The 25,961-nt window shown below is 72.2% G+C and carries 23 protein-coding genes; 7 read left to right on the forward strand and 16 right to left on the reverse strand.

Translation table 11 applies throughout. The annotated features are described in order from the left end of the window. Positions 1-105 precede the first annotated feature (105 nt). From AB0O36_RS21090 to AB0O36_RS21145, 12 genes are all read right to left on the reverse strand, one after another. A complete protein-coding gene (locus AB0O36_RS21090) occupies positions 106-441 on the reverse strand; it encodes an RNA polymerase-binding protein RbpA (protein WP_007263454.1) in 336 nt (111 codons plus the stop codon). Between the two features lie 65 nt (positions 442-506). Continuing rightward, positions 507-743 carry a preprotein translocase subunit SecG gene (gene secG / locus AB0O36_RS21095; protein ID WP_365112533.1) on the reverse strand — a complete coding sequence of 79 codons (237 nt, stop codon included), beginning with the start codon at positions 741-743 and terminating at the stop codon, positions 507-509. A gap of 114 nt (positions 744-857) precedes the next feature. Continuing rightward, on the reverse strand, positions 858-1,634 hold the full coding sequence (gene tpiA, locus AB0O36_RS21100; protein ID WP_365112536.1) for a triose-phosphate isomerase: 777 nt from the start codon (positions 1,632-1,634) through the stop codon (positions 858-860). 6 nt (positions 1,635-1,640) lie between these two features. Further along, on the reverse strand, positions 1,641-2,852 hold the full coding sequence (locus tag AB0O36_RS21105) for a phosphoglycerate kinase (protein ID WP_365112538.1): 1,212 nt from the start codon (positions 2,850-2,852) through the stop codon (positions 1,641-1,643). A gap of 124 nt (positions 2,853-2,976) precedes the next feature. Next, positions 2,977-3,981: a type I glyceraldehyde-3-phosphate dehydrogenase gene (gap, locus tag AB0O36_RS21110; RefSeq protein ID WP_365112541.1), complete on the reverse strand. Its 1,005-nt coding sequence runs from the start codon at positions 3,979-3,981 to the stop codon at positions 2,977-2,979. A gap of 225 nt (positions 3,982-4,206) precedes the next feature. Then, entirely contained in the window at positions 4,207-7,164 is a 2,958-nt protein-coding gene (locus AB0O36_RS21115; protein ID WP_365112544.1) for a M14 family zinc carboxypeptidase, read from the reverse strand. A gap of 163 nt (positions 7,165-7,327) precedes the next feature. Beyond that, complete coding sequence (gene whiA, locus AB0O36_RS21120) at positions 7,328-8,317, reverse strand: DNA-binding protein WhiA (protein WP_365112547.1); 990 nt, start codon at positions 8,315-8,317, stop codon at positions 7,328-7,330. Further along, positions 8,308-9,342, reverse strand: coding sequence for a uridine diphosphate-N-acetylglucosamine-binding protein YvcK (gene yvcK / locus AB0O36_RS21125; protein ID WP_365112658.1), 1,035 nt, complete (start codon positions 9,340-9,342; stop codon positions 8,308-8,310). The genes whiA and yvcK overlap by 10 nt, the downstream gene beginning before the upstream one ends. Positions 9,343-9,353: 11 nt before the next feature. Beyond that, positions 9,354-10,289: an RNase adapter RapZ gene (gene rapZ / locus AB0O36_RS21130; RefSeq protein ID WP_365112550.1), complete on the reverse strand. Its 936-nt coding sequence runs from the start codon at positions 10,287-10,289 to the stop codon at positions 9,354-9,356. After that, positions 10,286-12,340, reverse strand: coding sequence for an excinuclease ABC subunit UvrC (gene uvrC / locus AB0O36_RS21135; RefSeq protein ID WP_365112553.1), 2,055 nt, complete (start codon positions 12,338-12,340; stop codon positions 10,286-10,288). Before uvrC ends, rapZ begins: the two co-directional genes overlap by 4 nt. Before the next feature lie 383 nt (positions 12,341-12,723). Next, complete coding sequence (locus tag AB0O36_RS21140; protein WP_365112556.1) at positions 12,724-13,572, reverse strand: hypothetical protein; 849 nt, start codon at positions 13,570-13,572, stop codon at positions 12,724-12,726. Between the two features lie 5 nt (positions 13,573-13,577). Next, on the reverse strand, positions 13,578-14,258 hold the full coding sequence (locus AB0O36_RS21145) for a papain-like cysteine protease family protein (protein ID WP_365112559.1): 681 nt from the start codon (positions 14,256-14,258) through the stop codon (positions 13,578-13,580). Between the two features lie 260 nt (positions 14,259-14,518). On the opposite strand from AB0O36_RS21145, the gene AB0O36_RS21150 reads away from it, so the two are divergent. After that, positions 14,519-15,475 (forward strand): hypothetical protein, encoded by a 957-nt coding sequence (locus tag AB0O36_RS21150; protein ID WP_365112562.1) that lies wholly within the window; start codon positions 14,519-14,521, stop codon positions 15,473-15,475. Between the two features lie 138 nt (positions 15,476-15,613). Here the strand turns inward: AB0O36_RS21150 and AB0O36_RS21155 are convergent, their stop codons facing one another. Then, positions 15,614-16,219, reverse strand: a complete 606-nt coding sequence (locus AB0O36_RS21155) for a TetR/AcrR family transcriptional regulator (RefSeq protein ID WP_365112565.1) — start codon at positions 16,217-16,219, stop codon at positions 15,614-15,616. An 84-nt stretch (positions 16,220-16,303) separates the two neighbouring features. Between AB0O36_RS21155 and AB0O36_RS21160 the strand changes: the two genes are divergently transcribed. Next, positions 16,304-16,735 (forward strand): DUF4345 domain-containing protein, encoded by a 432-nt coding sequence (locus AB0O36_RS21160; protein WP_365112568.1) that lies wholly within the window; start codon positions 16,304-16,306, stop codon positions 16,733-16,735. A 44-nt stretch (positions 16,736-16,779) separates the two neighbouring features. Here AB0O36_RS21160 and AB0O36_RS21165 read toward each other — a convergent pair whose 3' ends face one another. Then, positions 16,780-17,208: a Rieske 2Fe-2S domain-containing protein gene (locus AB0O36_RS21165; protein ID WP_365112571.1), complete on the reverse strand. Its 429-nt coding sequence runs from the start codon at positions 17,206-17,208 to the stop codon at positions 16,780-16,782. Positions 17,209-17,422: 214 nt separating this feature from the next. Here AB0O36_RS21165 and AB0O36_RS21170 point away from each other — a divergent pair, with 214 nt between their 5' ends. Continuing rightward, positions 17,423-18,301 carry a carbohydrate kinase gene (locus AB0O36_RS21170; RefSeq protein ID WP_365112573.1) on the forward strand — a complete coding sequence of 293 codons (879 nt, stop codon included), beginning with the start codon at positions 17,423-17,425 and terminating at the stop codon, positions 18,299-18,301. Here AB0O36_RS21170 and AB0O36_RS21175 read toward each other — a convergent pair. Continuing rightward, positions 18,291-18,908: a TetR family transcriptional regulator gene (locus tag AB0O36_RS21175; RefSeq protein WP_365112576.1), complete on the reverse strand. Its 618-nt coding sequence runs from the start codon at positions 18,906-18,908 to the stop codon at positions 18,291-18,293. The genes AB0O36_RS21170 and AB0O36_RS21175 overlap by 11 nt on opposite strands. Positions 18,909-18,985: 77 nt before the next feature. Between AB0O36_RS21175 and AB0O36_RS21180 the strand changes: the two genes are divergently transcribed. Then, entirely contained in the window at positions 18,986-19,636 is a 651-nt protein-coding gene (locus tag AB0O36_RS21180) for an NAD(P)H-binding protein (RefSeq protein WP_365112579.1), read from the forward strand. Positions 19,637-19,749: 113 nt separating this feature from the next. On the opposite strand, the gene uvrA is transcribed toward AB0O36_RS21180, so the two are convergent. Next, positions 19,750-22,758, reverse strand: coding sequence for an excinuclease ABC subunit UvrA (gene uvrA, locus AB0O36_RS21185; protein WP_365112582.1), 3,009 nt, complete (start codon positions 22,756-22,758; stop codon positions 19,750-19,752). A 158-nt stretch (positions 22,759-22,916) separates the two neighbouring features. Here uvrA and AB0O36_RS21190 point away from each other — a divergent pair, with 158 nt between their 5' ends. From AB0O36_RS21190 to AB0O36_RS21200, 3 genes are all read left to right on the forward strand, one after another. Continuing rightward, a complete protein-coding gene (locus AB0O36_RS21190) occupies positions 22,917-23,606 on the forward strand; it encodes a maleylpyruvate isomerase family mycothiol-dependent enzyme (protein ID WP_365112585.1) in 690 nt (229 codons plus the stop codon). A 9-nt stretch (positions 23,607-23,615) separates the two neighbouring features. Continuing rightward, positions 23,616-24,272, forward strand: coding sequence for an MBL fold metallo-hydrolase (locus AB0O36_RS21195; protein ID WP_365112588.1), 657 nt, complete (start codon positions 23,616-23,618; stop codon positions 24,270-24,272). Between the two features lie 287 nt (positions 24,273-24,559). After that, positions 24,560-25,843, forward strand: a complete 1,284-nt coding sequence (locus AB0O36_RS21200; protein ID WP_365112661.1) for an MFS transporter — start codon at positions 24,560-24,562, stop codon at positions 25,841-25,843. Positions 25,844-25,961: the final 118 nt, after the last annotated feature.

Here is a 25,961-nt window from a genome sequence, read left to right on the forward strand (position 1 = left end):
ACCAACCTAAAGGATCGAAAGGGCCACACTGCACACAAAGGGGCCCGGCCCGCTGGAGAATGCATCCAGCGGGCCGGGCCCTTGGTTCACACGGTGTGGTCGTGCTCAGATCTCGCCCCGGAGCTTGGCGAGGGCCTCGGCGAGGATCGCCTCGCCGTCGGCGTCGGTGCGCCGTTCCCGTACGTACGCGAGGTGCGTCTTGTACGGTTCGGTGCGCGGCGGCGCCGGGGGGTTGTCCCGGTCCTGACCCGCCGGGAACCCGCAGCGCGGGCAGTCCCAGGTGTCCGGTACCTGTGCGTCGCTGGCGAAGCTGGGCTGGGTCTCGTGCCCGTTGGAGCACCAGAAGGAGATGCGCAGACGGGGTGCGGACTCGCCGCGCTCGGCCTCGCCCATCGGCCCCGCTCCGACCCGACTGCCACGGATCGCGTTGCCACTTGCCACGGTCGTAACTCCCTGCGTGATGGTGCCGCGAAGCGTGAGTGTACCGCGCCGTACCCGAGTTGGGGTCAGCTGCCGGACTTGATCAGCAGGCCGAGAGCGACAATGCAGGCGAACCACAGCAGACCGATCACGACGGTGATGCGGTCGAGGTTCCGCTCGGCGACCGAGGAGCCGCCGACGGAGGACTGCATGCCGCCGCCGAACATGTCGGAGAGGCCGCCGCCCTTGCCCTTGTGCATCAGCACGAGCAGCATCAGCAGCAGGCTGAAGACGATCAGGGCGATCGAGAACCCCATAACCACGGCTGGACCCTACTTCCTGTTTCGATGATGCGGGGGCCGGCGGCTGATGGTTCAGCTCTTCCGGCCCCCGCAAGGGTACGACGGATCCGCCTTACCGCATACTCACAGCGATCGTCACTGGTCGCGGAAGCGGACGATCCTGACGAACTCCTCGGAGTCCAGCGCGGCACCGCCGACGAGGGCGCCGTCGACGTCCGGCTGCGCCATGATCGCGGCGATGTTACCGGACTTCACGGAGCCGCCGTACTGGATGCGGATCTTGACGGCCACGTCCTCGGAGTACAGCTCGGCCAGGCGGGCGCGGATCGCACCGCAGACCTCCTGGGCGTCGTCGGGCGTGGCGACCTCGCCGGTGCCGATGGCCCAGACGGGCTCGTAGGCGATCACGATCGTCTCGGCCTGCTCGGCCGGGACGTCCTTCAGGCCGCCGTCGACCTGGGCGAGGGTGTGCGCGACCTGGTTGCCGGCCTTGCGCACGTCCAGGCCCTCGCCGACGCACAGGATCGGGGTGATCCCGTGTGCGAAGGCGGCCTTGACCTTGGCGTTGCAGAGCTCGTCGGACTCTCCGTGGTACTGGCGGCGCTCGCTGTGGCCGACGGCCACGTAGGAGCACTTCAGCTTGGAGAGCATCGCGCCGGAGATCTCGCCGGTGTAGGCGCCGGAGTCGTGCGCGGAGATGTCCTGGGCGCCGTACTTGATCTTCAGCTTGTCGCCGTCGACCAGGGTCTGCACCGAGCGGAGGTCGGTGAAGGGGACCAGCACCGCGACCTCGGTCGCGTCGTAGTCCTTGTCGGCCAGGGCGAAGGCGAGCTTCTGGACGTGGGCGATGGCCTCAAGGTGGTTGAGGTTCATCTTCCAGTTGCCCGCCATCAGCGGGGTGCGGTCAGTCACTGTGGTTCAGTCCTCCAGTGCGGCGATGCCGGGAAGCGTCTTGCCCTCGAGGTATTCGAGGCTGGCGCCGCCACCGGTCGAGATGTGCCCGAACTTCGTCTCGTCGAAGCCCAGGGTGCGGACGGCGGCGGCGGAGTCGCCACCGCCGACCACGGTGAACGCGTCACTGTCGAGCAGCGCCTGTGCGATGGCGGCGGTGCCGTTCGAGTAGTCGGGGTGCTCGAAGACGCCCACCGGACCGTTCCAGAACACGGTCGCGGCGTCGGTGATCTTCGACGCGTACAGCTCGCGGGTCTTGGGGCCGATGTCCAGGCCCTCCTTGTCGGCGGGGATCGAGTCCGCGTCGACGACCTCATAGTCGGCCGGGGTCTTGCCCTTGAGGTCGGGGAAGTCCTTGGAGGCCAGGACGTCGACCGGGAGGACCAGCTCCACGCCGTTGGCCTCGGCGCGGGCCATGTACTCCTTGACCTTCTCGACCTGGTCCTTCTGGAGCAGGGAGATTCCGACCTCGTAGCCCTTGGCGTGGAGGAAGGTGTACGCCATGCCGCCGCCGATCAGCAGGCGGTCGGCCTTGCCGAGCAGCTCGTCGATCACGGCGAGCTTGTCGGAGACCTTGGCGCCGCCGAGCACGACCACGTACGGGCGCTTGACGTCGGCGGTGAGCTTCTGCAGGACGCCGACCTCGGTGGCGATCAGGTGGCCGGCCGCGTGCGGCAGGCGCGCCGGGAGGTCGAAGACCGAGGCGTGCTTGCGGTGCACGGCGCCGAAGCCGTCGCCGACGTAGAGGTCGGCGAGCCGGGCGAGCCGGTCGGCGAAGGCACCGCGCTCGGCGTCGTCCTTGGAGGTCTCGCCGGCGTTGAAGCGCAGGTTCTCGATCACGGCGACCCGGCCGTCGGCGAGGGCGGCGACGGTCTCCTCGGCGGAGGAGCCGACCGTGTCGGTGGCGAACGCGACGTCCTGGCCGAGCAGTTCGCCGAGCCGCGCGGCGGCCGGGGCGAGGGAGAAGGCCGGGTCCGGCTCACCCTTGGGGCGGCCGAGGTGCGAGGCCACGACCACGCGGGCGCCGGCCTCGGCGAGCTTCGCGATGGTCGGCAGGACGGCGCGGATGCGGCCGTCGTCGGTGATCTCGCCGTCCGCGAGGGGCACGTTCAGGTCGGCGCGGACGAAGACCCGCTGGCCGGCCACACCCTCGGCGAGGAGTTCGTCGATCGTCTTCATGTTGTTTCTGACTCCTTAGGCGCCCATGTGCAGGCGAAGAACGACAGGCAAACTACAGGGTCCGGGCTGCGCATCTTCGCGCCACCCGGACCCTGAGCCTTACATCGTGGTTACCGCTCGACGATCAGAGCTGGCCGCCGACGAAGACCGTGAGGTCGACGAGGCGGTTGGAGTAGCCCCACTCGTTGTCGTACCAGCCGACGACCTTGACCTGCTTGCCCTGGACCATGGTCAGGGAGGAGTCGAAGGTGCAGGAGGCCGGCCAGTTCACGATGTCGGAGGAGACGATCTGGTCCTCGGTGTAGTCGAGGATGCCCTTCAGCTGGCCCTCGGCGGCCTTCTGGAAGGCGGCGTTGATCTCGTCCTTGGTGACCTCGCGGTCGAGCTCCAGGACGAGGTCGGTGACCGAGCCGGTCGGGACCGGGACGCGCATGGCGATGCCGTCGAGCTTGCCCTTGAGCTGCGGCAGGACCAGGGCGGTGGCCTTCGCGGCACCGGTGGACGTCGGAATGATGTTCTCGGCGGCGGCGCGGGCGCGGCGCAGGTCCGAGTGCGGGAAGTCCAGGATGCGCTGGTCGTTGGTGTACGCGTGGACCGTGGTCATCATGCCCTTGACGATGCCGAAGTTCTCGTCGAGGACCTTGGCCATCGGCGCCACGCAGTTCGTGGTGCAGGACGCGTTGGAGATGACGTGGTGGTTGGCGGCGTCGTACTTGTCCTGGTTGACGCCCATCACGATGGTGATGTCCTCGTTCTTGGCCGGAGCCGAGATGAGGACCTTCTTCGCACCGGCGGCGAGGTGCTTCGCGGCGTCCTCGCGCTTGGTGAAGATGCCGGTGGACTCGATGACGATGTCGGCGCCCAGCTCGGCCCAGGGGAGCTGCGCCGGGTCGCGCTCGGCCATCGTCTTGAAGGTCTGGCCGCCGACGGTGATGGAGTCATCGGTGTGGCTCACCTCGGCGTTGAGGCGGCCGAGGATGGTGTCGTACTTGAGCAGGTGCACCAGGGTGGCGTTGTCGGTCAGGTCGTTGACACCGACGATCTCGATGTCCGCCCCCTGTTCCAGGAGCGCCCGGAAGTAGTTGCGCCCGATGCGGCCAAAACCATTGATGCCTACGCGGATCGTCACGAACCGATCTCCTCGTTGTCACGCCGGCCTGTCCTGCCGGCGATCTGTATGGGATGTCCCCGACCGCTTACGACCCTACCTCTCCGTACGGCGTTGAGTGACATCGATGAGCAGGGGACACCACCCGGTGCTGACCGGGGGTGCGCCGCCCTCCGGCCCGTACCGGAACAGCGGTACGGGCCGGGCGGGACCGCGGTCCCCGTCACCCCGCCGTGCGGACCCGGGTCAGCGGCGCAGGGTGCGGAGCGCCTTGCCGATCAGAACCTCCCGGTCAGCGGCCGTCGGCAGGTGTTCGAGGCCGAAACCGAGGAGCACCGAGTCACGGGTGGTGACCGCGGCGTAGGACTTGAACAGCTCACCGGTACGGGACCAGTCGCCCGGGATGTCGGGGCTTCCGGCCGGTGAGCCCTGTGCCGACCAGACGCCGAGGGAGGTCTCGAAACCCTCCGCGGCCTGGTCGTTACCGCCGGTGGACAGCCGCGCCTCGTCCATGAAGACGCCGCGGCCGCCGGTGCCGGGGTCGGTGATGTACGCCAGGGACAGCTCGACCTGCTTGCCGGCGTAGGCGCTCAGGTCGAAGGACACCTGGCGCCAGCCGTTCGACGAGCCGGTGAAGCTGTTCCACCGGCCGCTGGTGCCGGAGGGCGTGCAGCCGCCGGCGTCCAGGGTCAGGTAGCGGCGCAGGAACGGGTGGCCCTGGACGAAGAACCCGGCCTCGCACTCCTCGGGGACCGCCTGCGAGGTCAGGCCGTTCGCCTCGGGCAGGGTGGTCCAGTCGTCGCCGCCGGCGGTACGGGCCTCCAGGACGGCGTGGTCGTAGCCGGGTTCGGTGTTCCAGTTGAGGGCCGTCTTCAGGGACGGCCGGTCGGCGGCGGTGACCCCGGTGAGGTCGACGGTGCGGACCAGCCGCTTCCAGTCGTCGTCGGCGTGGGTGGCCGAGGCCATCCAGGAGCCGGCGTAGGGGGCGTAGGGGTTGACGACGCCGGCGTACTGGCCCGCCTGGGCACTGCGGAACTGCGGGTACCGGTCCGCCGGCAGGGTGTCGGAGGTGACGGTGAAGGATCCGGGGGTGTCCAGCGGGTTGCCGGCCGCGTCGGCGAGTCCGCCGCCGGAGCCGCCGAGTCCGCCCGCGCCGGCGAAGCCCGTCGCGCCCTTGACGCCCGTACGCCCGTAGGCGCCGAGCCAGTACTGGCTGAAGTCGTTGGTGACGGCAGGGCCGATCTGGCTGTTGCCGCCCGCGCGTTCACCGGCCTCGATCAGCTTGCCGCCCTCGTTGAGGAAGGCGCGCAGCGCGAGCTGGGTCCCGCCGCCGGGCACCTGGGCTCCGGTGTAGTGGACGGCGGTGGAGAAGTGGGAGAGCACGCCGAGCGGGTGCGGCACTCCCTGTACCGCCACGTCCCACAGGGCAGCGGACCTGCCGTTGGCGCGCAGGGCGTCGACGTACGCCTGTGCGTGCTGCGCCTTGGCGCCTTCCTCGGCGATCACCAGGACGTCGGCGCGGGGCCGGTCGGCCACGGTGTAGGTGAAGTGCTCCGCGGAGACCTTCCTGCCGGTGTCGCGGTCGCGGCCGGTGAACCAGACCTCGACCTTGTCGCCGGGGCGGGTGCCCTCCACCGTGGCGCGGTACTGGTCGAACCAGTTGTTGTCCTCGCCGCCGAAGGTCTCGCCGCCCTTCCAGGGGCGGAGTTCCTCGTCGTGCGTCCGGCCGCCGTTGACGCGGTAGTTGAGGTGCTTGTCGCGCAGCGACTTGCGGGCGGTGACGGCGACCTGCTGGTCCTGGCCGCGGCGTGCGTAGGAGGTGGTGAAGGCGTCCGGGGTGAAGTCGGCCGCGGTCAGGCCCACGGAGGAGGAGGGCCGATCGGGGCGGAGGGCGGTCTCGGCGACGGAGAGCGCGAAGGGGACGTTCTTGGCGAACTCCGCCTGGATGAGCTTCTCGTCGTCCGGGAAGTTGAAGCCGGAGGGGCAGTCCTCGGGCTTCCAGGCGTCGTTCGGGTCGGAGGCGGACGCGGTCTGGCAGGTGGTCATCTCGGGCGTGAACATCATCATGCCGTGGATGTTGGCGGCGTGGCCGTCGGCCTCGCCGTTGGTGGTGTACAGCTCGGAGGAGAGCTGCGGGTGGTAGCCGGGGACGGCCGGGTTCTCCGGGGTGCCGGCCAGCGCCTTGTAGAGCACGTCGTCGGGGGTGGGGGTGGCGACCTGCCAGCCCACTCCGTAGAGCAGCAGCTCGGCGGCGGAGTGGTAGTTGATGCCGTACTCGAAGCCGATGCGCTTCTCGAAGGCGTCGAGGGCGACGGTCTCGGGCTCGGAGTTCGGGCCGGAGCCGCGGAAGGTCTCGCTGGCCTGCTCGGGCGAGGAGCCCTCGTCGTCCCAGCCCCACTTGTAGGCGAAGTTCCGGTTGAGGTCGACGCCGTCGCCGGGGGCGGTCTTGCCGTCGCCGTTGGTGTCGCGGAGGTTCTTCCGCCACAGCCGGGCGCCGTCGCGGGCGTGGGTGTAGTCGTAGCCGTCGGGGTTGGCGGAGATCACGAACCACAGCTCGGAGGAGTCGACGAGCCGGGTGATGCGCTGGTCCTTGCCGTAGTTGTCGAGGTAGTGGTGGAGCAGCCGCCTGGTCATCTCGGGGGTGATCCACTCGCGGGCGTGCTGGTTGGACATGTAGAGGGTGGCCGGTTTGGCGCCGTCCCGGGTGCGGCGGGCGTCCTTGCTGACCTTGACCGCGAGGATGTCCTTGCCCTGGACGGTCTTGCCGATGGAGACGACCTTGGCGATGCCGCGGGGGTCCTGGCCGGTCTTGACGATCTCCTCCTGGAGGCCGCCCTTGCCGCTGTAGGGACGGAAGACCCCGTCCCCCGCGGCCTTGGCGCGGGCGGCCGCCCCGCCGGGCACCCGGCGTTCGGCGAGCTTGATGCCCTGCGCGCCGAGGCCCTTGGCCTGGGCGGCGGTGAGGAACAGCTCGACCCGGGCGGTGCCCTTCGCGGGGGCGCGCTCCCCCAGCTCGTGGGCGTCCTGGCCGGCGGCGAGGACGAGGGGTACCTGTTCCCGGGTGATGTCGGCGTCGTAGACCCGCACCTCGTCGGACGCGGATCCCGCGCCGCCTCCGGGCCGGGCCTGGGCCGCCGGTACGGCGGCCAGTGAAGCAAGTGCCAGTGCGCTGACGGCGAGGATCGATCTCGCTCGGTGCCTCATGTGCCCCCCTGGGCGTCGTCTGCCACGAAGCGGTACGCACGACAGGCTCACGATCGCCCATGGCCATGTCAATGGGGCGTACCGAGCCAGACGTCCGAAGGGCCCGCACGCGTGAGGCGTGCGGGCCCTTCGGAGCAACGCGGGGCGGGGGCCGGCCGGTGCCTCAGCCCGCCAGGTTGTCGGCCATCTCCTCGGTGATGTTGGACTCGGTGCCCGGGATGCCGAGGTCCTGGGCGCGCTTGTCGGCCATCGCCAGCAGGCGCCGGATCCGGCCGGCGACCGCGTCCTTGGTCAGCGGCGGGTCGGCGAGCGCGCCCAGCTCCTCCAGGGATGCCTGCTTGTGCTCCATGCGCAGCCGGCCCGCCGCGGCGAGGTGCTCGGGCACCTCTTCGCCGAGGATCTCCAGTGCGCGCTGCACCCGGGCGCCGGCCGCGACCGCGGCGCGGGCGGAGCGGCGGAGGTTGGCGTCGTCGAAGTTGGCGAGCCGGTTGGCGGTGGCGCGCACCTCGCGGCGCATCCGCCGCTCCTCCCAGGCCAGCACCGACTCGTGGGCGCCGAGCCGGGTCAGCAGGGCGCCGATGGCGTCGCCGTCGCGTACGACGACCCGGTCGACGCCGCGGACCTCGCGGGCCTTGGCGGCGATCGAGAGCCTGCGGGCGGCGCCGACCAGGGCCAGGGCGGCCTCCGGGCCGGGGCAGGTGACCTCCAGGGAGGAGGACCGGCCGGGCTCGGTGAGCGAGCCGTGGGCGAGGAAGGCGCCGCGCCAGGCCGCCTCGGCGTCGCAGGTGGCCCCGGAGACGACCTGCGGGGGGAGGCCGCGGATGGGCCGGCCGCGGCCGTCCACGAGCCCGGTCTGGCGGGCCAGCTGGTCGCCGCCGGCGACGACCCGTACGACGTACCGGCTGCCGCGGCGCAGCCCGCCGGGGGCCATCACCACGAGGTCCGAGGAGTGTCCGAAGATCTCCAGGATGTCCTTGCGGAGCCGCCGGGCGGCGATTCCGGTGTCCAGCTCCGCCTCGATGACGATCCGTCCGCTCACCAGGTGCAGCCCGCCCGCGAACCGAAGAATCGCCGAGACCTCTGCCTTCCTGCAGCAGGTCCGGGTGACGGGGAGCCGGGAGATCTCATCCTTCACCGCTGGCGTCATCGCCATGGGCCGATCCTTCCATGCATCCGAAAAATACGGTCGTACGCGGCGGCCAGCAGCTCCGGGTCGTGCTTCGGGGAGCCGTCCTCCCTGGCCACCGGGGCCAGCTCGACCGCGGCACCGAAGCGTTTGGCCGCATCGGCGAGGGACTCGCGGTCGGGCACGGCGGCCTGGTCGGCCAGCACCACGTCCAGGGCGAGTTTAGGGGCGTGTCGGGCCAAAACCTCCAAATGACGCTGCGGAGAGAACCCCTCGGTTTCCCCGGGCTGCGGCGCGAGGTTCAGCGAGAGCACCCGCCGGGCCTTGGTCTGCGTCAGCGCGTCGAGCAGTTCGGGCACCAGCAGGTGCGGGATCACGGAGGAGAACCAGGAGCCCGGGCCCAGCACCACCCAGTCCGCGTCCAGGACCGCCTCGACGGCCTCGGGGACGGCCGGCGGGTCGGCCGGGACCAGGTGCACGGACTGCACCTCACCGGGGGTGAGGGCGACGGTGGCCTGCCCGCGCACGGTGTCCACCGCGTGCGGGCGGGCCGGGTCGTGGCCGCGTACGAGGGCCTGGAGCTCCAGCGGCACGGCCGACATGGGCAGCACCCTGCCGTGCGCCCCGAGCAGCTTGCCGACCAGGTCCAGGGCCTGTACCGGGTCGCCGAGCTGTTCCCACAGGGCCACGATCAGCAGGTTGCCGACGGCGTGGCCGTGCAGGTCGCCTTCGGACTCGAAGCGGTGCCGGATCACGCGGGACCAGGTCTGGCCCCAGTCGTCGTCCCCGCAGAGTGCGGCCAGCGCCTTGCGCAGGTCGCCTGGGGGCAGGACGCCGAGCTCCTCGCGGAGCCGGCCGCTGGAGCCGCCGTCGTCGGCGACGGTCACCACGGCCGTCAGGTCGCCGGTGATGCGGCGCAGCGCGGCCAGGGAGGCCGAGAGGCCCATGCCGCCGCCGAGGGCGACCACCTTGGGCTGGGCTCCGCGGCGCCGGGCCGAGCGGGCCGTGTCGTCACGGCCCGTGGTCAGCAGGCGCAGGCGGCGCAGCCGCAGGCTCCGTCCGGTCACTCGCGCCCCATGTCCCGGTGTACGACGACGGTCTCGACTCCCTCGGAGGCGAGGCGGGCGGCGAGCTTCTCGGACATGGCCACACTGCGGTGCTTGCCGCCCGTGCAGCCCACCGCGATGGTCACGTACCGCTTGCCCTCGCGGCGGTAGCCGGTGGCGATCAGCTGGAGCAGCTCGGTGTAGCGGTCGAGGAACTCCTTGGAGCCGGGCTGGTCGAAGACGTAGTCCGACACCTCCTGGTGCAGACCGGTGAAGGGGCGCAGCTCGGGGACCCAGTGCGGGTTGGGGATGAAGCGGCAGTCCACGACGAGGTCGGCGTCCACGGGCAGACCGTACTTGTAGCCGAAGGACATGACGGTGGCCCGGAGCTCGGGCTCCTCGTCGCCGGCGAACTGGGCGTCCATCTTGGCGCGCAGCTCGTGCACGTTCAGGCTGGAGGTGTCGATCACCAGGTCGGCGTCCCCGCGCAGCTCGCGCAGCAGGTCGCGCTCGGCGGCGATGCCGTCGGTGATGCGGCCGTCGCCCTGCAGCGGGTGCGGGCGGCGGACCGACTCGAAGCGGCGGACCAGGGCCTCGTCGGAGGACTCCAGGAAGACGATGCGCCGGGTGACGCCGCGGGTGTCGAGGTCGGCGAGGGACTCGCGGAGGGCGTCGAAGAACTGGCGGCCGCGGACGTCGACCACGACGGCGATCCGGGCCACGTTGCCCTGCGAGCGGGCGCCGAGCTCCACCATGGTGGGGATCAGGGCCGGGGGGAGGTTGTCCACGACGAACCAGCCGAGGTCCTCCAGGCACTTGGCGGCCGTGCTCCGGCCGGCTCCGGACATGCCTGAGATGATCACCAGCTCGGGGATGGCCGCCTCGGCGGCCTCGCCGGGCTCCATGGTCGTGCCCGTACTCACCTGTGCTCCGTCTCCGTCGTGCGTGGTCATTGTTCGGCTCCCCGTTCGGACGAGGGTTCCGCGGGTGCGGGCCTCTCGTCCTCCATGATCTCTCCTGTCGCCGTGTTGACGGCAGGACCCGCTGGGGTGGCGGCTGCGAGGGCCGCGGCGACGGTCTCGGCCGTCTTCCGGCCTATCCCGGGCACCTCGCAGATCTGGTCGATTGTGGCCCCTCTCAGCTTCTTCACCGAACCGAAGTGCTTGATCAGTGCCTGCTTGCGGGTCTCACCGAGGCCGGGCACCTCGTCCAACGGGCCCGCCTTGAGGCGCTTGCCGCGCTTGTTGCGCTGGTACTGGATGGCGAACCTGTGCGCTTCGTCACGGACCCGCTGCAGGAGGTAGAGCCCTTCGCTGGTGCGGGGCAGGACCACCGGGTCGTCCTCGCCGGGCAGCCACACCTCCTCCAGGCGCTTGGCCAGCCCGCACACGGCCACGTCGTCGATGCCGAGCTCGGTCAGGGCCCGCTGGGCGGCCGCGACCTGGGGCTGCCCGCCGTCGACCACGACGAGCTGGGGCGGGTACGCGAACCGCTTGGGGCGGCCGTCGTCCTCGGAACGGGCCTGCTCCCCTGGAAGGGCGTCCTCCCCGTCCTCCGGGCTCCACTCCCCCGTCTTGAGCTTCTCCTGGAGGTAGCGCCGGAACCTCCGGGAGACCACTTCGTGCATGGACCGTACGTCGTCCTGCCCGGCGCCGTGCCAGATCTGCGCGTCCCCGACACGGCCCTTGATCTGGAAGCGTCGGTACTCGCTCTTCCGGGCCAGGCCGTCCTCGAAGACGACCATGGAGGCGACGACGTCGTCGCCCTGCAGGTGGGAGATGTCGAAGCACTCGATGCGCAGCGGGGCTCCGTCCAGGTCCAGCGCCGCGGCGATCTCCTCCAGGGCCCGGGAACGGGTGGTGAGGTCGCTGGCCCGCCTGGTCTTGTGCAGGGCCAGGGACTGCTGGGCGTTCCGGTGGACGGTCTCCATCAGCGACTTCTTGTCGCCGCGCTGCGGGATGCGCAGGCTGACCTGGGACCCGCGCCGTGCGGCGAGCCACTCGGAGAGGGCCGGGGTGTCCTCCGGGAGCGCCGGCACCAGCACCTCTTTGGGCACGCTCTCGCCGCTCTCCTCTCCGTAGAGCTGCTGCAGGGCGTGCTCGACCAGGCCTGCGGTGTCGACGGCCTCGACCTTGTCGGTGACCCAGCCGCGCTGGCCGCGGACCCGGCCGCCGCGGACGTGGAAGATCTGGACGGCGGCTTCCAGCTCGTCCTCGGCGACGGCGACGATGTCGGCGTCGGTGGCATCGGCCAGCACCACCGCGTTCTTCTCCATGGCGCGGCGCAGCGCCCCTATGTCGTCGCGCAGCCGGGCGGCCTTCTCGTACTCCATCTCCTCGGCGGCGGCGTGCATCTCCTTCTCCAGCCGGGAGAGGTACGCGCCGGTCCGGCCCGCCATGAAGTCGCAGAAGTCATCGGCGAGTTCGCGGTGCTCCTCGGGGCTGACCCGGCCCACGCAGGGCGCGGAGCACTTGCCGATGTAGCCGAGCAGGCAGGGCCGTCCGATCTGCGCGGACCGCTTGAACACCCCGGCGGAGCAGGTCCGCACCGGGAAGACCCGCAGCATCAGGTCGACGGTCTCGCGGATGGCCCAGGCGTGTGCGTACGGCCCGAAGTAGCGCACGCCCTTCTTCTTGGCCCCCCGCATGACCTGGACCCGGGGGAACTCCTCGTTGAGCGTGACGGCCAGGGACGGATAGCTCTTGTCGTCCCGGTACTTCACGTTGAACCGCGGGTCGTACTCCTTGATCCAGGAGTACTCCAGCTGCAGCGCCTCGACCTCGGTGGAGACCACGGTCCACTCGACGGAGGCGGCGGTGGTCACCATGGTCGCCGTCCGCGGGTGCAGGCCGGCCACGTCCTGGAAGTAGTTCGCCAGGCGCTGGCGCAGGCTCTTGGCCTTCCCGACGTAGATCACCCGGCGGTGCTCGTCGCGGAACCGGTAGACCCCCGGCGAGTCGGGGACCTGCCCCGGCTGGGGACGGTAACTGGAAGGGTCGGCCATGCCAACCACCCTACTGGCGCCCACCGACAACCGACCCGCCCCTCCCGGCCGCGCCACGGCCCGCCTCCGGCGGAAACGGGGCTCCGGGGACGGGTTCCGGCCACCGGGGTTCACGGGCCCGGGGCGCCCCGGGCCCGCCGGGCTGCGCTTGCGCAGCAATCCAGCCCGACCGGCGCTTGAGCGGCGCCCGAGCGGTGCCCGAGCGGCGCTCCACCGGGGCCGGGAAGCGCCGCTCGGCACGCGCCGCGGGCCCGGCGCTGCGGGCGGAGCCGCCACGGCAGGGCCGCCCCTCTTTCAGCCCCGCCGGCGTCTGAGGCGCGGTCCGGGCCGGGTCCGGTTTCGGGAAGGGGCGGGGAGGGGAAGTCCCCGCCCCGCCCGCGCGGCTACGCCGTGGCCCGGCCCCGGCGCACGCGCCGTACGCCGAGCACGGCGAACGCAGCCGCACCCGCGGAGATCGCCGCGCCGATGCCGATCGGCACCCCGGCCCCCCGCCCGGAAGCGGAACCCGCAGCCACGGCTCCGGCCGGATCGGCCGCAGGCACACCGGGAGCCACGGCGGCAGCGTCGTAGCCGCCCGCCTCACCACCCCGCGCGTACCCCGACCCCGGCAGCTTGTCGCCGTAGGCCGTGCCCACCCGCGCCCGGTACGCCGCGAGGCTCGTCCCGCGCTCGCCCACCGCGCGTACCGCGTCCTCGTCCAGCGGCAGGACCCGCTCGCCGCCGGCGACGTACCACGCGTCGATCTGCGGTTCGCGGAACACCGTCCCGCCGGGCAGCTTCCGCGCGCCGAGCCCGGCGTACCGGAACTCGTCGTCCCCGGTGGCGATGTTCACCACCTGCCAGCCGGCCTCCGTCCTCGCCGTCCACAGGGCGGCCCGCTGCCCGTCGGCCGACACCGCCTTGCTGACGAGGAACTCCAGCCGGGACACCGGCGCGCCGGCCCGTCCCGCGACGAACTCGGGCGACAGGTAGTGGACGGGGATGGTCTCGCCCTCGATCCTCGGCCGCGCCGCGGCCGCCGAGACCTTGCCCTCCCGGGCGAAGAACCGGGACAGGGTGTCCAGCGTGCCGGGCGCCGTGGCCGCCTCGCGGGCCTGGGCCCGGTTCTCCGCGGTGGCGGCCTGCGGCTGCGGCACGGGAGTGGCGGCGGCCTGCCCGGCCACGGCCGGCACGGCGGCGAGGGCGGCGAGGACCACCGCTGCGGATGTGGTTGCGGCTGCGCGAAGGCTCATGGCGGTCACGCCCCGATCCGGTAGAGCGAGTGGGTCCAGGAGAAGGAGCTGTTGTCCACGTACCAGGCGTGCGAGGCCCAGTTGTAGCGGTCGCTGGAGGGCCAGGGGTCGCCCCAGTAGACCCAGCCGTTCGCGGTGTCGTAGCCGTAGAGGACGTGCATGTGGCCGCCGCCGCCCGACCACTGGATCCGGGTCTCGACCGGCCGGCCGGCGTCGATCTCGGTCTGTACGGTGGAGTAGCGCAGCCAACCGGTCACGTACGAGCCGGGGTTGATGCCGGCCCAGCTCAGCCCGTTCTGGACGTTGCCCAGCGTGGCCTGGTTGTTGGGGCACTCGGTGCCCTGCCGGCGGTTGAAGGAGGCGTTGCAGAACTGGTTCTGGCTGTAGGTGCGGCCGAACCAGGTGGCGATGGTGTTGCCGCCCGCCGCCCAGCACCAGTTGGTCTTCTGCTGGGCCTGCATGGTGATGTCCAGCCGCTTCCAGGCGAGCGCCCCGTCCTGCCCGGCCCCGCCGGCGGCGGTGACGGCGGAACCGGCAGCGGGAACGGCGGCGGGAACGGCGGAACCGATGGCGGTGGCGGTGGCGGACGCCGCCGTGGCCGTGCCGGCGGGCAGCGCGAAGAGCAGGGCGAGGAGCAGGGTCGTTGCGAAGGCAGCCGGCGAGAGCCGCCTGTTTCGGGTGAGCATCGCGTTCCTCCCGTGTGGGGGTCCCCCGGTGGGGCCGGGGGGGCGGGGATGGAGAGGAGCGCGTCCGGACGCTGTGCACGAGAGCATCAGGGTGTTGTCGCGACCAGGTCAACACGCTTCAATACGCGGTGACACTGCGGTGTGAACGCAGCGGCCCGTGGTGTGAATGCGCGCCGCCCCACCACCTGGGGCCCCGGCGCCACCGGCGCACACTCCCGCACCACCCGGCGTGAACGTTCACATGAGGAGCCGGAGCCGCCATGCCAGGGACCGCCGAGGACCGGGACCCGTCGCCCGGGGACCGCGACGCACTCGCCCGGGTGCTCCGGGCCGGCCCCTTCCACGCGGCCCTGCGCGCCGCCATCGCCGCGCGCCGGCTCCCGCTGCACCGGGTCCGGCACCGGCTCGCCCTGCGCGGCATCAAGCTCGGGGTGACCAGCCTGAGTTACTGGCAGCAGGGCGCCCGGCGGCCACGGCGTCCCGAGTCCTTCCGGGCGGTCCGCGCCCTGGAGGAGATCCTGGAGCTGCCCGCCGGGTCGCTGCTCCGGCTGCTGTCACCGCAGGGCGGTCCCGCCGCCCCGGCGCGCCCGGCCGCCCGCCCGTACCGGGCGCTGCTCGGGGTCGGCGCCGCCGTGGAGGAGCTGCTGGGCGGGCTGGGGCTGCCCGCCGACGGCGGACTGCACACCCTGGGGCACCACGAGCAGGTGCGGATCGGCCCGCTCCGCGAGCTCCGGGGGCGCGACTCCCAGCACGTCGTACGGGCCCACCGCGACGGGGTCGACCGGTACCTGGCCGTCCACCACGGGGACCCCGGCTGCGACCCCTCCCGGGTGCGGGTGCGGGCCCGGGAGAACTGCCGGACCGGGCGGGTCCGCTGGCACCGGGAAGCCGGGGTGGTGGTGGCCGAGCTGCTCTTCGACGCCCGGCTGCGCAGTGGGGACACGTACGTCTTCGGCTACGGCTTCGAGGACGGGACCGGCGGGACGAGCGGCGAGTACCTGCGCGGCTTCGGCTACACCGGCGGGCAGTACGTGCTCCAGGTCCGCTTCGACGAGGCGGCCCTGCCGGTGCGCTGCGTGCGCTTCCGCCAGTCGGGTCCGGGGGGTGCCCGGACCGGCCTGGCCGAGCTCACGGCGAACGGCCCGCACCGCAGCGTGCACCTGGTGGACCAGGACGTGCGCCGCGGCATCCTGGGCATCGGCTGGGACTGGGCCTAGGACCGGGACCCAGGACCGGGACCCAGGACCCGAACCGAGGACCGGGACCGGGGACCGGGACCGGGGACCGGGACCGGGGACCGGGACCGGGGACCGGGACCGGGGACCGGGACCGGGGACCGGGCCGGGCCTTTTCGATCAGGACCACTCCGGAGCCGGGTCCGCGGGGAGCAGGGGCCGCAGTGCGCCGACCGCCGCACCGATGCAGGTGTCCCGCAGCTCGGTGCGGGTGCAGGTCTCACGGGTGAGCCAGTCCACGCACAGCACCTGGACGAACACGAGCCATGCCTTCAGCGCCGCGGAGACGGCGTCGCGGGTGCGCCCGTCCGCGAGCGGCAGCACACCGAGCAGGCGTGAGCGCAGGGCGTCGAGTTCGTTCGTCATGATCGTCTGGATGACCGGGTCGCCGGCCAGCACCCGGTTCGCGGCCAGGACGGCGTGCCGGTTGGCGGTGAAGTAGTCGAGGTGGGCGTCCAGGCCCTGGGTGAGCTGGTCGACGAGCGTGGCGCCGGGGTCGAGCCGGGTCGCCTCCAGGAGCCGGTCGGCCGCCTGTCCGTAGACCGCCGCGAAGAGGGCGTGCTTGCTCGGGAAGTGCTTGTACAGCAGGGCGCGGGACACCCCGGCCCGCGCGGCCACGTCCTCCATCAGCACGTCGTCGTAGGGGGCGGCGGCGAAGAGCCGGGCGCCGACGGCGAGCAGCTGGGCACGGCGGTCGGCGGGTGTCAGGCGTCGGCGGGGCGGCATCCGCACAGCTTACTTGACATGTGTCTACCAAGGGCCCGTACCCTGGAGACAAGTAGACGCATGTCAACCAAGTGGGGTGGAGTCATGGCCGGAGCACTTCGGGGACTGGCGTGGGCGACGGGCCTCGCCTGCACGGCGATCGGGCTGTTGCACGTGCTCGCGGGCAATGCGGCGATCCCGGGAGAGGCCGGTGCCGGCCCCACCGTGGACAGCCTGGGCCGGTTCTTCGGCGCGGTCTTCGCCGGGTACGGGCTGGCGTGGCTGTGGGCCGCCCGGCAGGAGCCCGTTCCGGCGCGCGTGGTGCGGTGGCTCGCGGCGGTGTTCCTGCTGGGCGGCGCGGGGCGGCTGGTGTCCCTGGCCGTGCACGGGTGGCCGCACCCGTTCCAGGTGGCGCTGACCGTGATCGAACTGGTGCTGCCGCCCGTCTGGTTCTGGCTGGCGGACGCCGACGAGCGGGCGTTCCGGCAGCGGCGGCCGGCGGGCGCACCCGGTGCGGGGGTGTCCTTTCCGGCCTGACCGGCGGTGGCCGGTCCGGCCGGCGGGCGATGAACGGGGCCGGCCTAGCCGGCGATGAGCTTGCCGCCCTCGACGCGAACCGGGACGGCCGGCAGCGGGTCGCTCGCCGGGCCGCTCAGCACCTTGCCGGTGCCGACGTCGAAGCGGCTCTTGTGGCAGGGGCAGTTCGCCTCGTCGCCCTCGATCTTGTCGAGGATGCAGCCGGCGTGCGTGCACTGGGCGCTGAACGCCTTGTACTGGCCCTCGGCCGGGCAGCTGACCAGGAGCTTCTTCTCGCGGAACAGCTTCGCTCCGCCGACCGGGACCTCGGCCGCCGCGCCCACCTCCACGGGCGCGGTGGGGGTGGCGGGCGTACGGCCGCCGCTGTCGGTCGCGGTGGAGCAGGCGGTCAGGGCCGCGCCGGCGCCGACGGTTCCCGCAAGGGCGGCGGCACCCTTGAGCACGGTGCGGCGGGCGGCAGGCTGCGACGGCATGGGATCTCCCGGTGGAACGGCGAAACGGCGAATCGACGAAAAGGCCGGACAACCGGACGGCTGGACGGCTGGACGGCTGGACGGCTGGACAACCGAACGGCTGAACGTGCAACGGCAGTGCGCGGACACCCCGACGATACGTGCGCCGGCCGCGCCGCCCGGCGGCGGTACCTGTCCCTCCGCTCCGCCCGTCCCGTGCGGTACGTTCCCCGGTGTGATTGTCGTCGGTGGTGAGGCCCTGATCGATCTGGTGCCGGCGGACCGGCCGGCCGGCGCTCTGCTGCCCCGGCCGGGCGGCGGCCCGTACAACACCGCGCTGGCCCTGGGCCGGCTCGGCGCGAAGGCCGCCTTCTGCTCGCGGGTGTCCACCGACGGCTTCGGGGAGACCCTGCTGTCCGGGCTGAGGGCGGCGGGGGTGGACCTGTCCCTGGTGCAGCGCGGGCCCGAGCCGACCACGCTGGCCGTGCCCTCGCTTGGGCCCGACGGGTCGGCGGCGTACGGCTTCTACACGCAGGGCACGGCGGACCGGCTGTTCGCGCTGCCGGGGGAGCTTCCCGCCGGGACCCGCGCGCTGGCCCTGGGCACCTGCTCGCTGGTGCTGGAGCCGGGTGCGAGCGCCTACGAGGCGCTGCTGCGCCGGGAGTCGGCGCACGGCCTGCTCACCCTGCTGGACCCGAACATCCGCCCGGCGCTGATCGCCGACCCCGAGGCGTACCGTTCCCGCTTCCGGTCGTGGCTGCCGTACGTGTCCGTGCTGAAGCTCTCGGAGGAGGACGCGGCCTGGCTGGGCGGCCGGCCGGAGGACTGGCTGTCGGCCGGGGCCTCGGCGGTGGTGCTGACCCGGGGCGCGGCAGGGCTGACGGTCCGCACCGCGGCCGGCGAGGAGCACTCCGTACCGGCGGAGCGGGTACGGGTGGCGGACACGATCGGGGCCGGGGACACGGTGAACGCGGCCCTTCTGCACCGGCTGGCGGAGACCGGGACGGACCTCGCCGACTGGCCCGCCGCCCTGTCGTACGCGGCCCGCGCAGCGGCCCTGACCTGCACCCGGGCCGGTGCGCAGCCGCCGTTCGCGCACGAGCTCAGCGGATAGCGGCCCAGACCGTGCGGGCGACGGCGGTCGCGAAGTCGTCGACCGGCTCGACCGTGTCCTCGCCGGAGAAGTGCAGGAAGAAGGCCCGCTGGAAGCAGGCCCCCAGCAGCAGTGCGGCCGCGGCGCGCGGGTCGGCGTCGGGGGCGGTCATCCCTCGGGCCCGCCCCCGCTCGAGGTGGGCGACCAGGGCCTCCAGCACCACGTGCGGACCGGCCCCGGCCTTCCGCACGCCCTCCCGGTGGCGGGTCAGCAGGACGGGTTCGGCGAACAGGGACGCGGCCATGGGCATGGCGTCGGCGTAGAAGAGCGACGCGTGCCGGGCGATGGCGGCCAGCCCTTCCTCGACGGTCCGCTCTCCCGGTTCTGCGGCCAGCGCGGCCAGCAGCGGCCCGGCATTGGGGGTGCGCTCAAGGAGCACGCGCACGAACAGCTCTTCCTTGTTCGTGTAGTGCTTGTAGAGCGCGGCCTCGGAGCAGCCGGCTTCGCGGGCGATGGCCTTGGTGGTGGTGTTGGCGAGGCCGACGGTGCGCATCAGCTTCTCGGCGGCGTCCAGGATCCGCTGGGGGGTGGGCCGCGCCGGCTGTCCGCTTGACGAGGGGGTGAGCATTCACTCACCATAGCCTCATCCGGAGGTGAGTGAATGCTCACCCACCCTCTCGCGAGGACCAGGAAGGACGGATCACCATGAGGCTGACTGTCTTCGGAGCCACCGGCGGCGTCGGGCACGAGGTCGTGCGGCAGGCGCTGGCCGCGGGGCACGAGGTGACCGCAGTGGTCCGCGACCCGGCACGGCTGGACGTACCTCCGCACGACCGCCTGGACGTGGCCGTCGTACGCGACCTCACGGACGAGGAGGCACTGCTCCCGGTCCTGACCGGCCGGGACGCGGTGGTCTCGGCGCTGGGCGCGGCGAGCAACAAACAGGCCAGGGAGGCCCCGATCGCCGGACCGGCGCTGAGCGCGATCGTCTCCGCCATGGACCGGGCGGGGGTGCGGCGGCTCTCCGCCGTCAGCGCCGCCCCGGTCGGCCCGCTGCCGGACGGCGAGTCCGTGGTGACCCGTGCCGTGGTCTTCCCGCTGCTGCGCCGACTGCTGCGGGACCTCTACGCCGATCTCGCGGTGATGGAAGCGGCGATGGGCGCGAGCCGTACGGAGTGGACGGTGGTCCGGCCGCCGAAGCTGCTGGACAAGCCGCGGACCGGCGCGTACCGCCGGGCCATCGGCGGGAACGTGCGCGGTGGGCGCACCATCTCCCGCGCGGACGTGGCGGACGCACTGCTGGTCTCGCTGACCGATCCGGCCACTGCCCGGAGGGCGGTGGGCGTGGCGGCCTAGGGCCGGACGGGGCTCGACGACACGGCCCGCGCCGGCGCGGGCGGGGCCGCGGGCGGCCGGACGGGCAGGCCCGGGCGGAAGTCCGCCCCGCCCTGCCCGTCCGGCCGTGCGGCTTACGCCTTGCGGGCGCGCGCCGCGGTCTTCTTGGCCGGGGCGGCCTTCTTCGCGGCGGCCGCCTTCTTCGCCGCGGGTGCCTTCGCCGCCGCCGTCTTCTTCGCCGCCGTGGTCTGCTTCGCGGCGGTGCGGCGGGTGGACGGGGCCGGGACGGAGTCCAGGACGCGGTCCGCGCCCAGGATGTCCCGCAGGAACTTGCCGGTGTGGCTGGCGCCGACCGCGGCGACCTCCTCGGGGGTGCCCTCGGCCACCACCAGACCGCCGCCGTAACCACCCTCCGGGCCCATGTCGATGACCCAGTCCGCGGTCTTGATGACGTCCAGGTTGTGCTCGATGACGATCACCGAGTTGCCCTTGTCCACCAGCCCCGACAGGACCTTGATCAGCTTCGAGATGTCCTCGAAGTGCAGACCGGTGGTCGGCTCGTCCAGCACGTAGACCGTGCGGCCCGTGGACCGCTTCTGGAGCTCCGAGGCGAGCTTCACGCGCTGCGCCTCACCGCCGGAGAGCGTGGGCGCCGACTGGCCCAGCCGGACGTATCCCAGACCCACCTCGGTCAGCGTGCGCAGGTGCCGCGCGATCGTCGGCACCGCCTCGAAGAAGCCCAGCGCCTCCTCGATCGGCAGGTCCAGCACCTCGGCGATGGACTTGCCCTTGTAGTGGACCTCCAGCGTCTCCCGGTTGTAGCGCGCCCCGTGGCAGACCTCGCAGGGGACGTACACGTCCGGCAGGAAGTTCATCTCGATCTTGATGGTGCCGTCACCGGAGCAGTTCTCGCACCGGCCGCCCTTGACGTTGAAGGAGAAGCGGCCGGGGAGGTAGCCCCGCACCTTCGCCTCCATCGTCTCCGCGAACAGCTTGCGGATGTTGTCGAAGACGCCGGTGTACGTCGCCGGGTTGGAGCGCGGGGTGCGGCCGATCGGCGACTGGTCCACGTGCACGACCTTGTCGACCAGGTCGTCGCCGTCGACCCGGGTGTGCCGGCCCGGCACGGACCGCGCGCCGTTCAGCTCGCGCGCCAGGTGCGTGTACAGGATGTCGTTGACCAGGGTGGACTTGCCCGAGCCGGAGACGCCCGTCACCGCGGTGAACACGCCCAGCGGGAAGGCCACGTCGATGTCCTGGAGGTTGTTCTCCTTGGCGCCCCGGACGACCAGCTTCCGCTCGCCGTTGACCGGCCGGCGGATGTCCGGGATGGCGATCTCCTTCTTCCCGGACAGGTACTGCCCGGTCATGGACTCGCCGTTCGCCAGCAGTTCCTTCAGGGAGCCGCTGTGCACGATCTTGCCGCCGTGCTCACCGGCGCCGGGGCCGATGTCCACGACCCAGTCGGCCACCTTGATGGTGTCCTCGTCGTGCTCGACGACGATCAGGGTGTTGCCCATGTCCCGCAGCCGCACCAGGGTCTCGATCAGCCGGTGGTTGTCGCGCTGGTGCAGGCCGATCGAGGGCTCGTCCAGGACGTAGAGCACGCCCACCAGGCCGGAGCCGATCTGCGTGGCCAGCCGGATGCGCTGGGCCTCGCCGCCGGACAGGGTGCCGGCCGCGCGGCTGAGGGAGAGGTAGTCCAGGCCGACGTCGACCAGGAAGCGCAGCCGCTCGTTGACCTCCTTGAGCACCCGCTCGGCGATCTTCTTGTCCCGGGCGTCCAGCTTCAGTTCGCCGAGGAACTCGGCGCACTCGCTGATCGACATCCCGGAGACCTCGGCGATGGACTTCTCCATCACCGTGACGGCGAGCACGATCGGCTTCAGCCGGGAGCCCTCACAGGTCGGGCAGGGCACCTCGCGCATGTAGCCCTCGAAGCGCTCGCGGCTGGCGTCGCTCTCGGCCTCCGAGTGCCGCCGCTTGACGAACGGCACGGCGCCCTCGAAGGCGGTGGTGTAGGCCCGCTCACGGCCGTACCGGTTGCGGTACCGGACCTCGATCTGCGTCCGGTGCCCGTGCAGCAGGGCCTTCCGGGCGCGCTGCGGCAGTCCGGCCCAGGGGATGTCCGTACGGAATCCCAGCTCGCCGGCGAGGGCTCCGACGAGCCGCTGGAAGTAGTCCTTGGTGTGGCCGAGCGACCACGGCGAGATGGCGCCCTCGTCCAGGGACTTGTCCTCGTCGGGGACGATGAGCTCCGGGTCGACCTCCATCCGCGTGCCGATGCCGGTGCAGTCGGGGCAGGCGCCGAAGGGCGAGTTGAAGGAGAAGGAGCGCGGCTCCAGTTCCTCGAAGGACAGGTCGTCGTAGGGGCAGTAGAGGTGTTCGGAGTACATCCGCTCACGCTCGGGGTCGTCCTCGGCGAGGTCGACGAAGTCGAGGATGACCATGCCGCCGGACAGGCCGAGCGCGGTCTCCACGGAGTCGGTGAGGCGACGCTTGGCGCTCTCCTTCACCGTGAGGCGGTCGACGACCACCTCGATGGTGTGCTTCTCCTGCTTCTTCAGCGTCGGCGGCTCGGAGAGCTGGATGGTCCCGCCGTCCACCCGGGCCCGGCTGTAGCCCTTGGTCTGCAGGTCGGCGAAGAGGTCGACGAACTCGCCCTTGCGCTCGCGCACCAGCGGCGACAGCACCTGGAAGCGGCTGCCCTCGGGCAGCGCCAGCACCTTGTCGACGATCGCCTGCGGCGACTGCCGGGAGATCGGGCGGCGGCACTCCGGGCAGTGCGGCTTGCCGATGCGGGCGAACAGCAGGCGGAGGTAGTCGTAGACCTCGGTGATGGTGCCGACGGTGGAGCGCGGGTTGCGCGAGGTCGACTTCTGGTCGATCGAGACCGCCGGGGAGAGGCCCTCGATGAAGTCGACGTCGGGCTTGTCCATCTGGCCCAGGAACTGGCGCGCGTACGAGGACAGCGACTCCACGTAGCGGCGCTGGCCCTCCGCGAAGATGGTGTCGAAGGCCAGCGAGGACTTGCCCGATCCGGACAGGCCGGTGAAGACGATCAGGGAGTCGCGGGGCAGGTCGAGCGAGACGTTCTTCAGGTTGTGCTCGCGAGCGCCACGAACGATGAGACGGTCGGTCACGCCGGTCCGCACCTTTCTTGAGAGAGCGTCCCAGCGTAGGGGGGCGCCACGGAGTCGTTTCTGGCCTTTCGACTATCGAGCGTATAGCACGTGCATTCGATTTACGGTCTCCGGTGTCGTCCTTCACCCGAAGGAGTGGCGGCGCTATCGTCGCCCTCATGATTGATCATGTGCGTGACCTGGCCACCCTGCAGGAAGCCACCGATCGGCTGCTGACCGCGGTCGCCAAACTGGACAACGGAACCCTGGCCGAGCCGTCACGGCTGCCCGGCTGGACCCGGGGCCACATCCTCGCCCACCTCGCCCGCAACGCGGACGCCCTCGTCAACGTCTTCGAGGGCCGCCCCATGTACCCGAGCGCCGACGCGCGCGACGCGGACATCGAGCGCGACTCCGTCCGTCCGTTGCAAGAACAGCTCGCGGACCTGAAGCATTCCGCGGCCGGTTTCGTGGCCGTGACCGACCGCCCGGCCGACTGGTCGCGCACCGTGGAGCTGCGCAACGGGGTCACCGACAGCGCCGCGCGGGTGCCCTTCCGGCGGCTGGTGGAGGTGGAGCTGCACCACGTCGACCTCGGCATCGGCTACGAGCTGGAGGACCTGCCGGCCGAGTTCACCGCGCGCGAGATCGACTTCCTCGCCGACCGCTGGTCGGGCCGCCCGGAGGTCCCGCCCGCCGAGCTGATCGCCTCGGACGGCGGCAGCTGGCGCACCGGCTCCGCGGGCGATCCGCAGGTCACCGTCCGCGGCACGTCGGCGCAGCTGCTGGCATGGCTTTCCGGCCGCGCCGACAAGGGCGCCTCCCTGACCACGTCCGAAGGGCCCCTGCCCGCCCTCCCGCCGCTCTAGGATCGGATCATGACGTACAGCGGAGCGGTCAAGGTCGGCGGTCCGGCCGACGTACACGAACTCACGGACCTGATGATCTCCAAGGTCGCCGTGGGCCCCATGAACAACAACGCTTACCTGCTGCGCTGCCGGGCGACCGACGAGCAGCTGCTGATCGACGCGGCCGCGGAGCCGCACACCCTGCTGAGCCTGATCGGCGACAGCGGCATCGCGTCGGTGGTCACCACCCACCGGCACGGCGACCACTGGGGCGCCCTCCAGGAGGTGGTCGAGGCCACCGGCGCGCGGACGTACGCCGGCCGGTACGACGCCGAGGGGATCCCGGTGGCGACCGACGTCGCGGTGGAGGACGGGGACACCATCACCGTCGGACGGGTCACCCTGACCGCCCGCCACCTGGTCGGCCACACCCCCGGCTCGATCGCCCTGGTCTACGACGACCCGCACGGGCACCCGCACGTGTTCACCGGCGACTGCCTCTTCCCGGGCGGCGTCGGCAACACCTGGGGCGACAAGGCCGCCTTCGCGAGCCTGATCAAGGGCGTGGAGGAGAAGATCTTCGGGCAGCTGCCCGACGAGACCTGGGTCTACCCCGGCCACGGCAACGACACCACCCTCGGCGCCGAGCGCCCGCACCTCGCGGAGTGGCACGAGCGCGGCTGGTGAGCCGGCCGGCCGGTCCGCCCCGTCCGTACGGCGGGCGGACCGGCCGCGAGCACCCCTGCGCCGAGCACCCCGGCGGCGGGCGCGCGGGCATGGCGGGAAGCCGACGGTCCCCCGTCAACCCCGGGATACGGTGCACTCCTTCCGGTCGAGGACGGCCGAACGTGCCGCCGGGCCGCGGGGGAAGGGGTAGGTGGACCTCCATGCACGTCGATCACTCCCCGCCCGGCTCCCCCACTCCGCCCGGCTCCCCCACCGCGCCCGGATCCCCCACCCCGCCCCGGCCCTCGATGCTCCGGATCGCCTCGGCCTCACTGGCCGGCACCGCCATCGAGTTCTACGACTTCTTCGTCTACGGGACCGCGGCCGCCCTGGTCCTCGGTCCGCTCTTCTTCCCGACCTTCTCGCCGCTGGCCGGCACCCTCGCGGCCTTCGCCACCTTCGGCGTCGGCTTCGTCGCCCGCCCCCTCGGCTCCGCCGTCTTCGGCCACATCGGCGACCGCCACGGCCGGCGCCCGGTGCTCCTGGTGTCGCTGCTGCTCACCGGCCTGGCCACCGTCGCGGTCGGCTGCGTGCCCACGTACGCGAGCATCGGCGCGGCCGCCCCCGTACTGCTGGTGCTGCTCCGCTTCCTCCAGGGGCTGGGGCTGGGCGGCGAATGGGGCGGTGCGGTGCTGGTGACGGCGGAGCACGCCCCGGAACACCGGCGCGGGCTGTGGGCGAGCTTCCCGCAGATCGGCCCGCCGGTCGGCTTCCTGCTGGCCAACGGGATCACCCTCGGGCTGTCGGCCGGACTGACCGACGCGCAGTTCGCCTCCTGGGGCTGGCGGGTCCCCTTCTGGGCGGCGGGCCTGCTGGCGCTGGCCGGCCTGTGGCTGCGGCACGCGGTCGAGGAGACCCCGCGGTTCCGGGAGCTCGCCGAGCGCCGGGAGACCGCGAACGCGCCGCTGGCCGACGTCGCCCGCGGGCACTGGCGGCTGCTGCTGTTCAGCGGCGGGGCACTGGCCGTGGGGTACGCGGTGTTCTACGCCGTGACCACCTGGTCGCTGGCGTACGCCACCGAGCACCTGCGGGTGGACCGTACGGTGATGCTGGCCTGCATCATGATCGGCGTGGCGGTGATGGGGCTGGTCACCCCGCTGATCGCGGTCCTCGGTGACCGCTACGGACGGCGTCCGCTGTGCCTGGTGGGCTGTACGGCCTCCGCGCTGTGGATGTTCCCCTTCGTCGCCCTGCTCGGGACCGCCGACCCGGTGCTGATGACCCTGGGCTTCACCGGGGCGCTGCTCGGCATGGTGACGATGTTCGCGGTGGTGGGGGCGTACCTCCCGGAGCTGTACGAGCCCCGGATCCGCTGCACCGGGGCGGCCGTCGGGTACAACCTGGGCGGCGTGATCGGGGGCGCGCTCACGCCGGTCGTGGCGACGGCGCTGGCGGGCGGCTCGGGGCCGCCGTGGGGGGTGGCGGCGTATCTGGTGGGGGTGGCCCTGCTCAGCCTCGGCTGCTTCGCGCTCCTGCCGGAAACCAGCCCGGCGGTCGTCGCACGAGCTGCCACGGAGCCGGCCGCCGCATGAATCTCCCGAAAACCCGGCGACCACATCCGTCGCTGCGGTATCCGTAGATCTGGAGCACGCCCGTGTCGGGCTGAACTCATGCGCCCTTTACCGGCTTTCGGGGAAGGGTGGTCCTCCA

This window comes from Streptomyces sp. NPDC089799, from assembly GCF_040684755.1.
Taxonomy (GTDB): domain Bacteria; phylum Actinomycetota; class Actinomycetes; order Streptomycetales; family Streptomycetaceae; genus Streptomyces.

What these genes read in the sequence shown, in the direction of transcription:
- AB0O36_RS21155 (WP_365112565.1), bottom strand. Translation starts at nt 16,219, where the DNA reads ATGCCGCCCCGCCGACGCCTGACACCCGCCGACCGCCGTGCCCAGCTG.
- AB0O36_RS21140 (WP_365112556.1), bottom strand. Translation starts at nt 13,572, where the DNA reads ATGAGCCTTCGCGCAGCCGCAACCACATCCGCAGCGGTGGTCCTCGCC.
- AB0O36_RS21175 (WP_365112576.1), bottom strand. Translation starts at nt 18,908, where the DNA reads ATGCTCACCCCCTCGTCAAGCGGACAGCCGGCGCGGCCCACCCCCCAG.
- uvrC (WP_365112553.1), bottom strand. Translation starts at nt 12,340, where the DNA reads ATGGCCGACCCTTCCAGTTACCGTCCCCAGCCGGGGCAGGTCCCCGAC.
- AB0O36_RS21115 (WP_365112544.1), bottom strand. Translation starts at nt 7,164, where the DNA reads ATGAGGCACCGAGCGAGATCGATCCTCGCCGTCAGCGCACTGGCACTT.
- AB0O36_RS21160 (WP_365112568.1), top strand. Translation starts at nt 16,304, where the DNA reads ATGGCCGGAGCACTTCGGGGACTGGCGTGGGCGACGGGCCTCGCCTGC.
- AB0O36_RS21105 (WP_365112538.1), bottom strand. Translation starts at nt 2,852, where the DNA reads ATGAAGACGATCGACGAACTCCTCGCCGAGGGTGTGGCCGGCCAGCGG.
- AB0O36_RS21200 (WP_365112661.1), top strand. Translation starts at nt 24,560, where the DNA reads ATGCTCCGGATCGCCTCGGCCTCACTGGCCGGCACCGCCATCGAGTTC.
- rapZ (WP_365112550.1), bottom strand. Translation starts at nt 10,289, where the DNA reads ATGACCACGCACGACGGAGACGGAGCACAGGTGAGTACGGGCACGACC.
- AB0O36_RS21190 (WP_365112585.1), top strand. Translation starts at nt 22,917, where the DNA reads ATGATTGATCATGTGCGTGACCTGGCCACCCTGCAGGAAGCCACCGAT.
- AB0O36_RS21145 (WP_365112559.1), bottom strand. Translation starts at nt 14,258, where the DNA reads ATGCTCACCCGAAACAGGCGGCTCTCGCCGGCTGCCTTCGCAACGACC.
- AB0O36_RS21150 (WP_365112562.1), top strand. Translation starts at nt 14,519, where the DNA reads ATGCCAGGGACCGCCGAGGACCGGGACCCGTCGCCCGGGGACCGCGAC.
- AB0O36_RS21195 (WP_365112588.1), top strand. Translation starts at nt 23,616, where the DNA reads ATGACGTACAGCGGAGCGGTCAAGGTCGGCGGTCCGGCCGACGTACAC.
- AB0O36_RS21165 (WP_365112571.1), bottom strand. Translation starts at nt 17,208, where the DNA reads ATGCCGTCGCAGCCTGCCGCCCGCCGCACCGTGCTCAAGGGTGCCGCC.
- whiA (WP_365112547.1), bottom strand. Translation starts at nt 8,317, where the DNA reads ATGGCGATGACGCCAGCGGTGAAGGATGAGATCTCCCGGCTCCCCGTC.
- AB0O36_RS21180 (WP_365112579.1), top strand. Translation starts at nt 18,986, where the DNA reads ATGAGGCTGACTGTCTTCGGAGCCACCGGCGGCGTCGGGCACGAGGTC.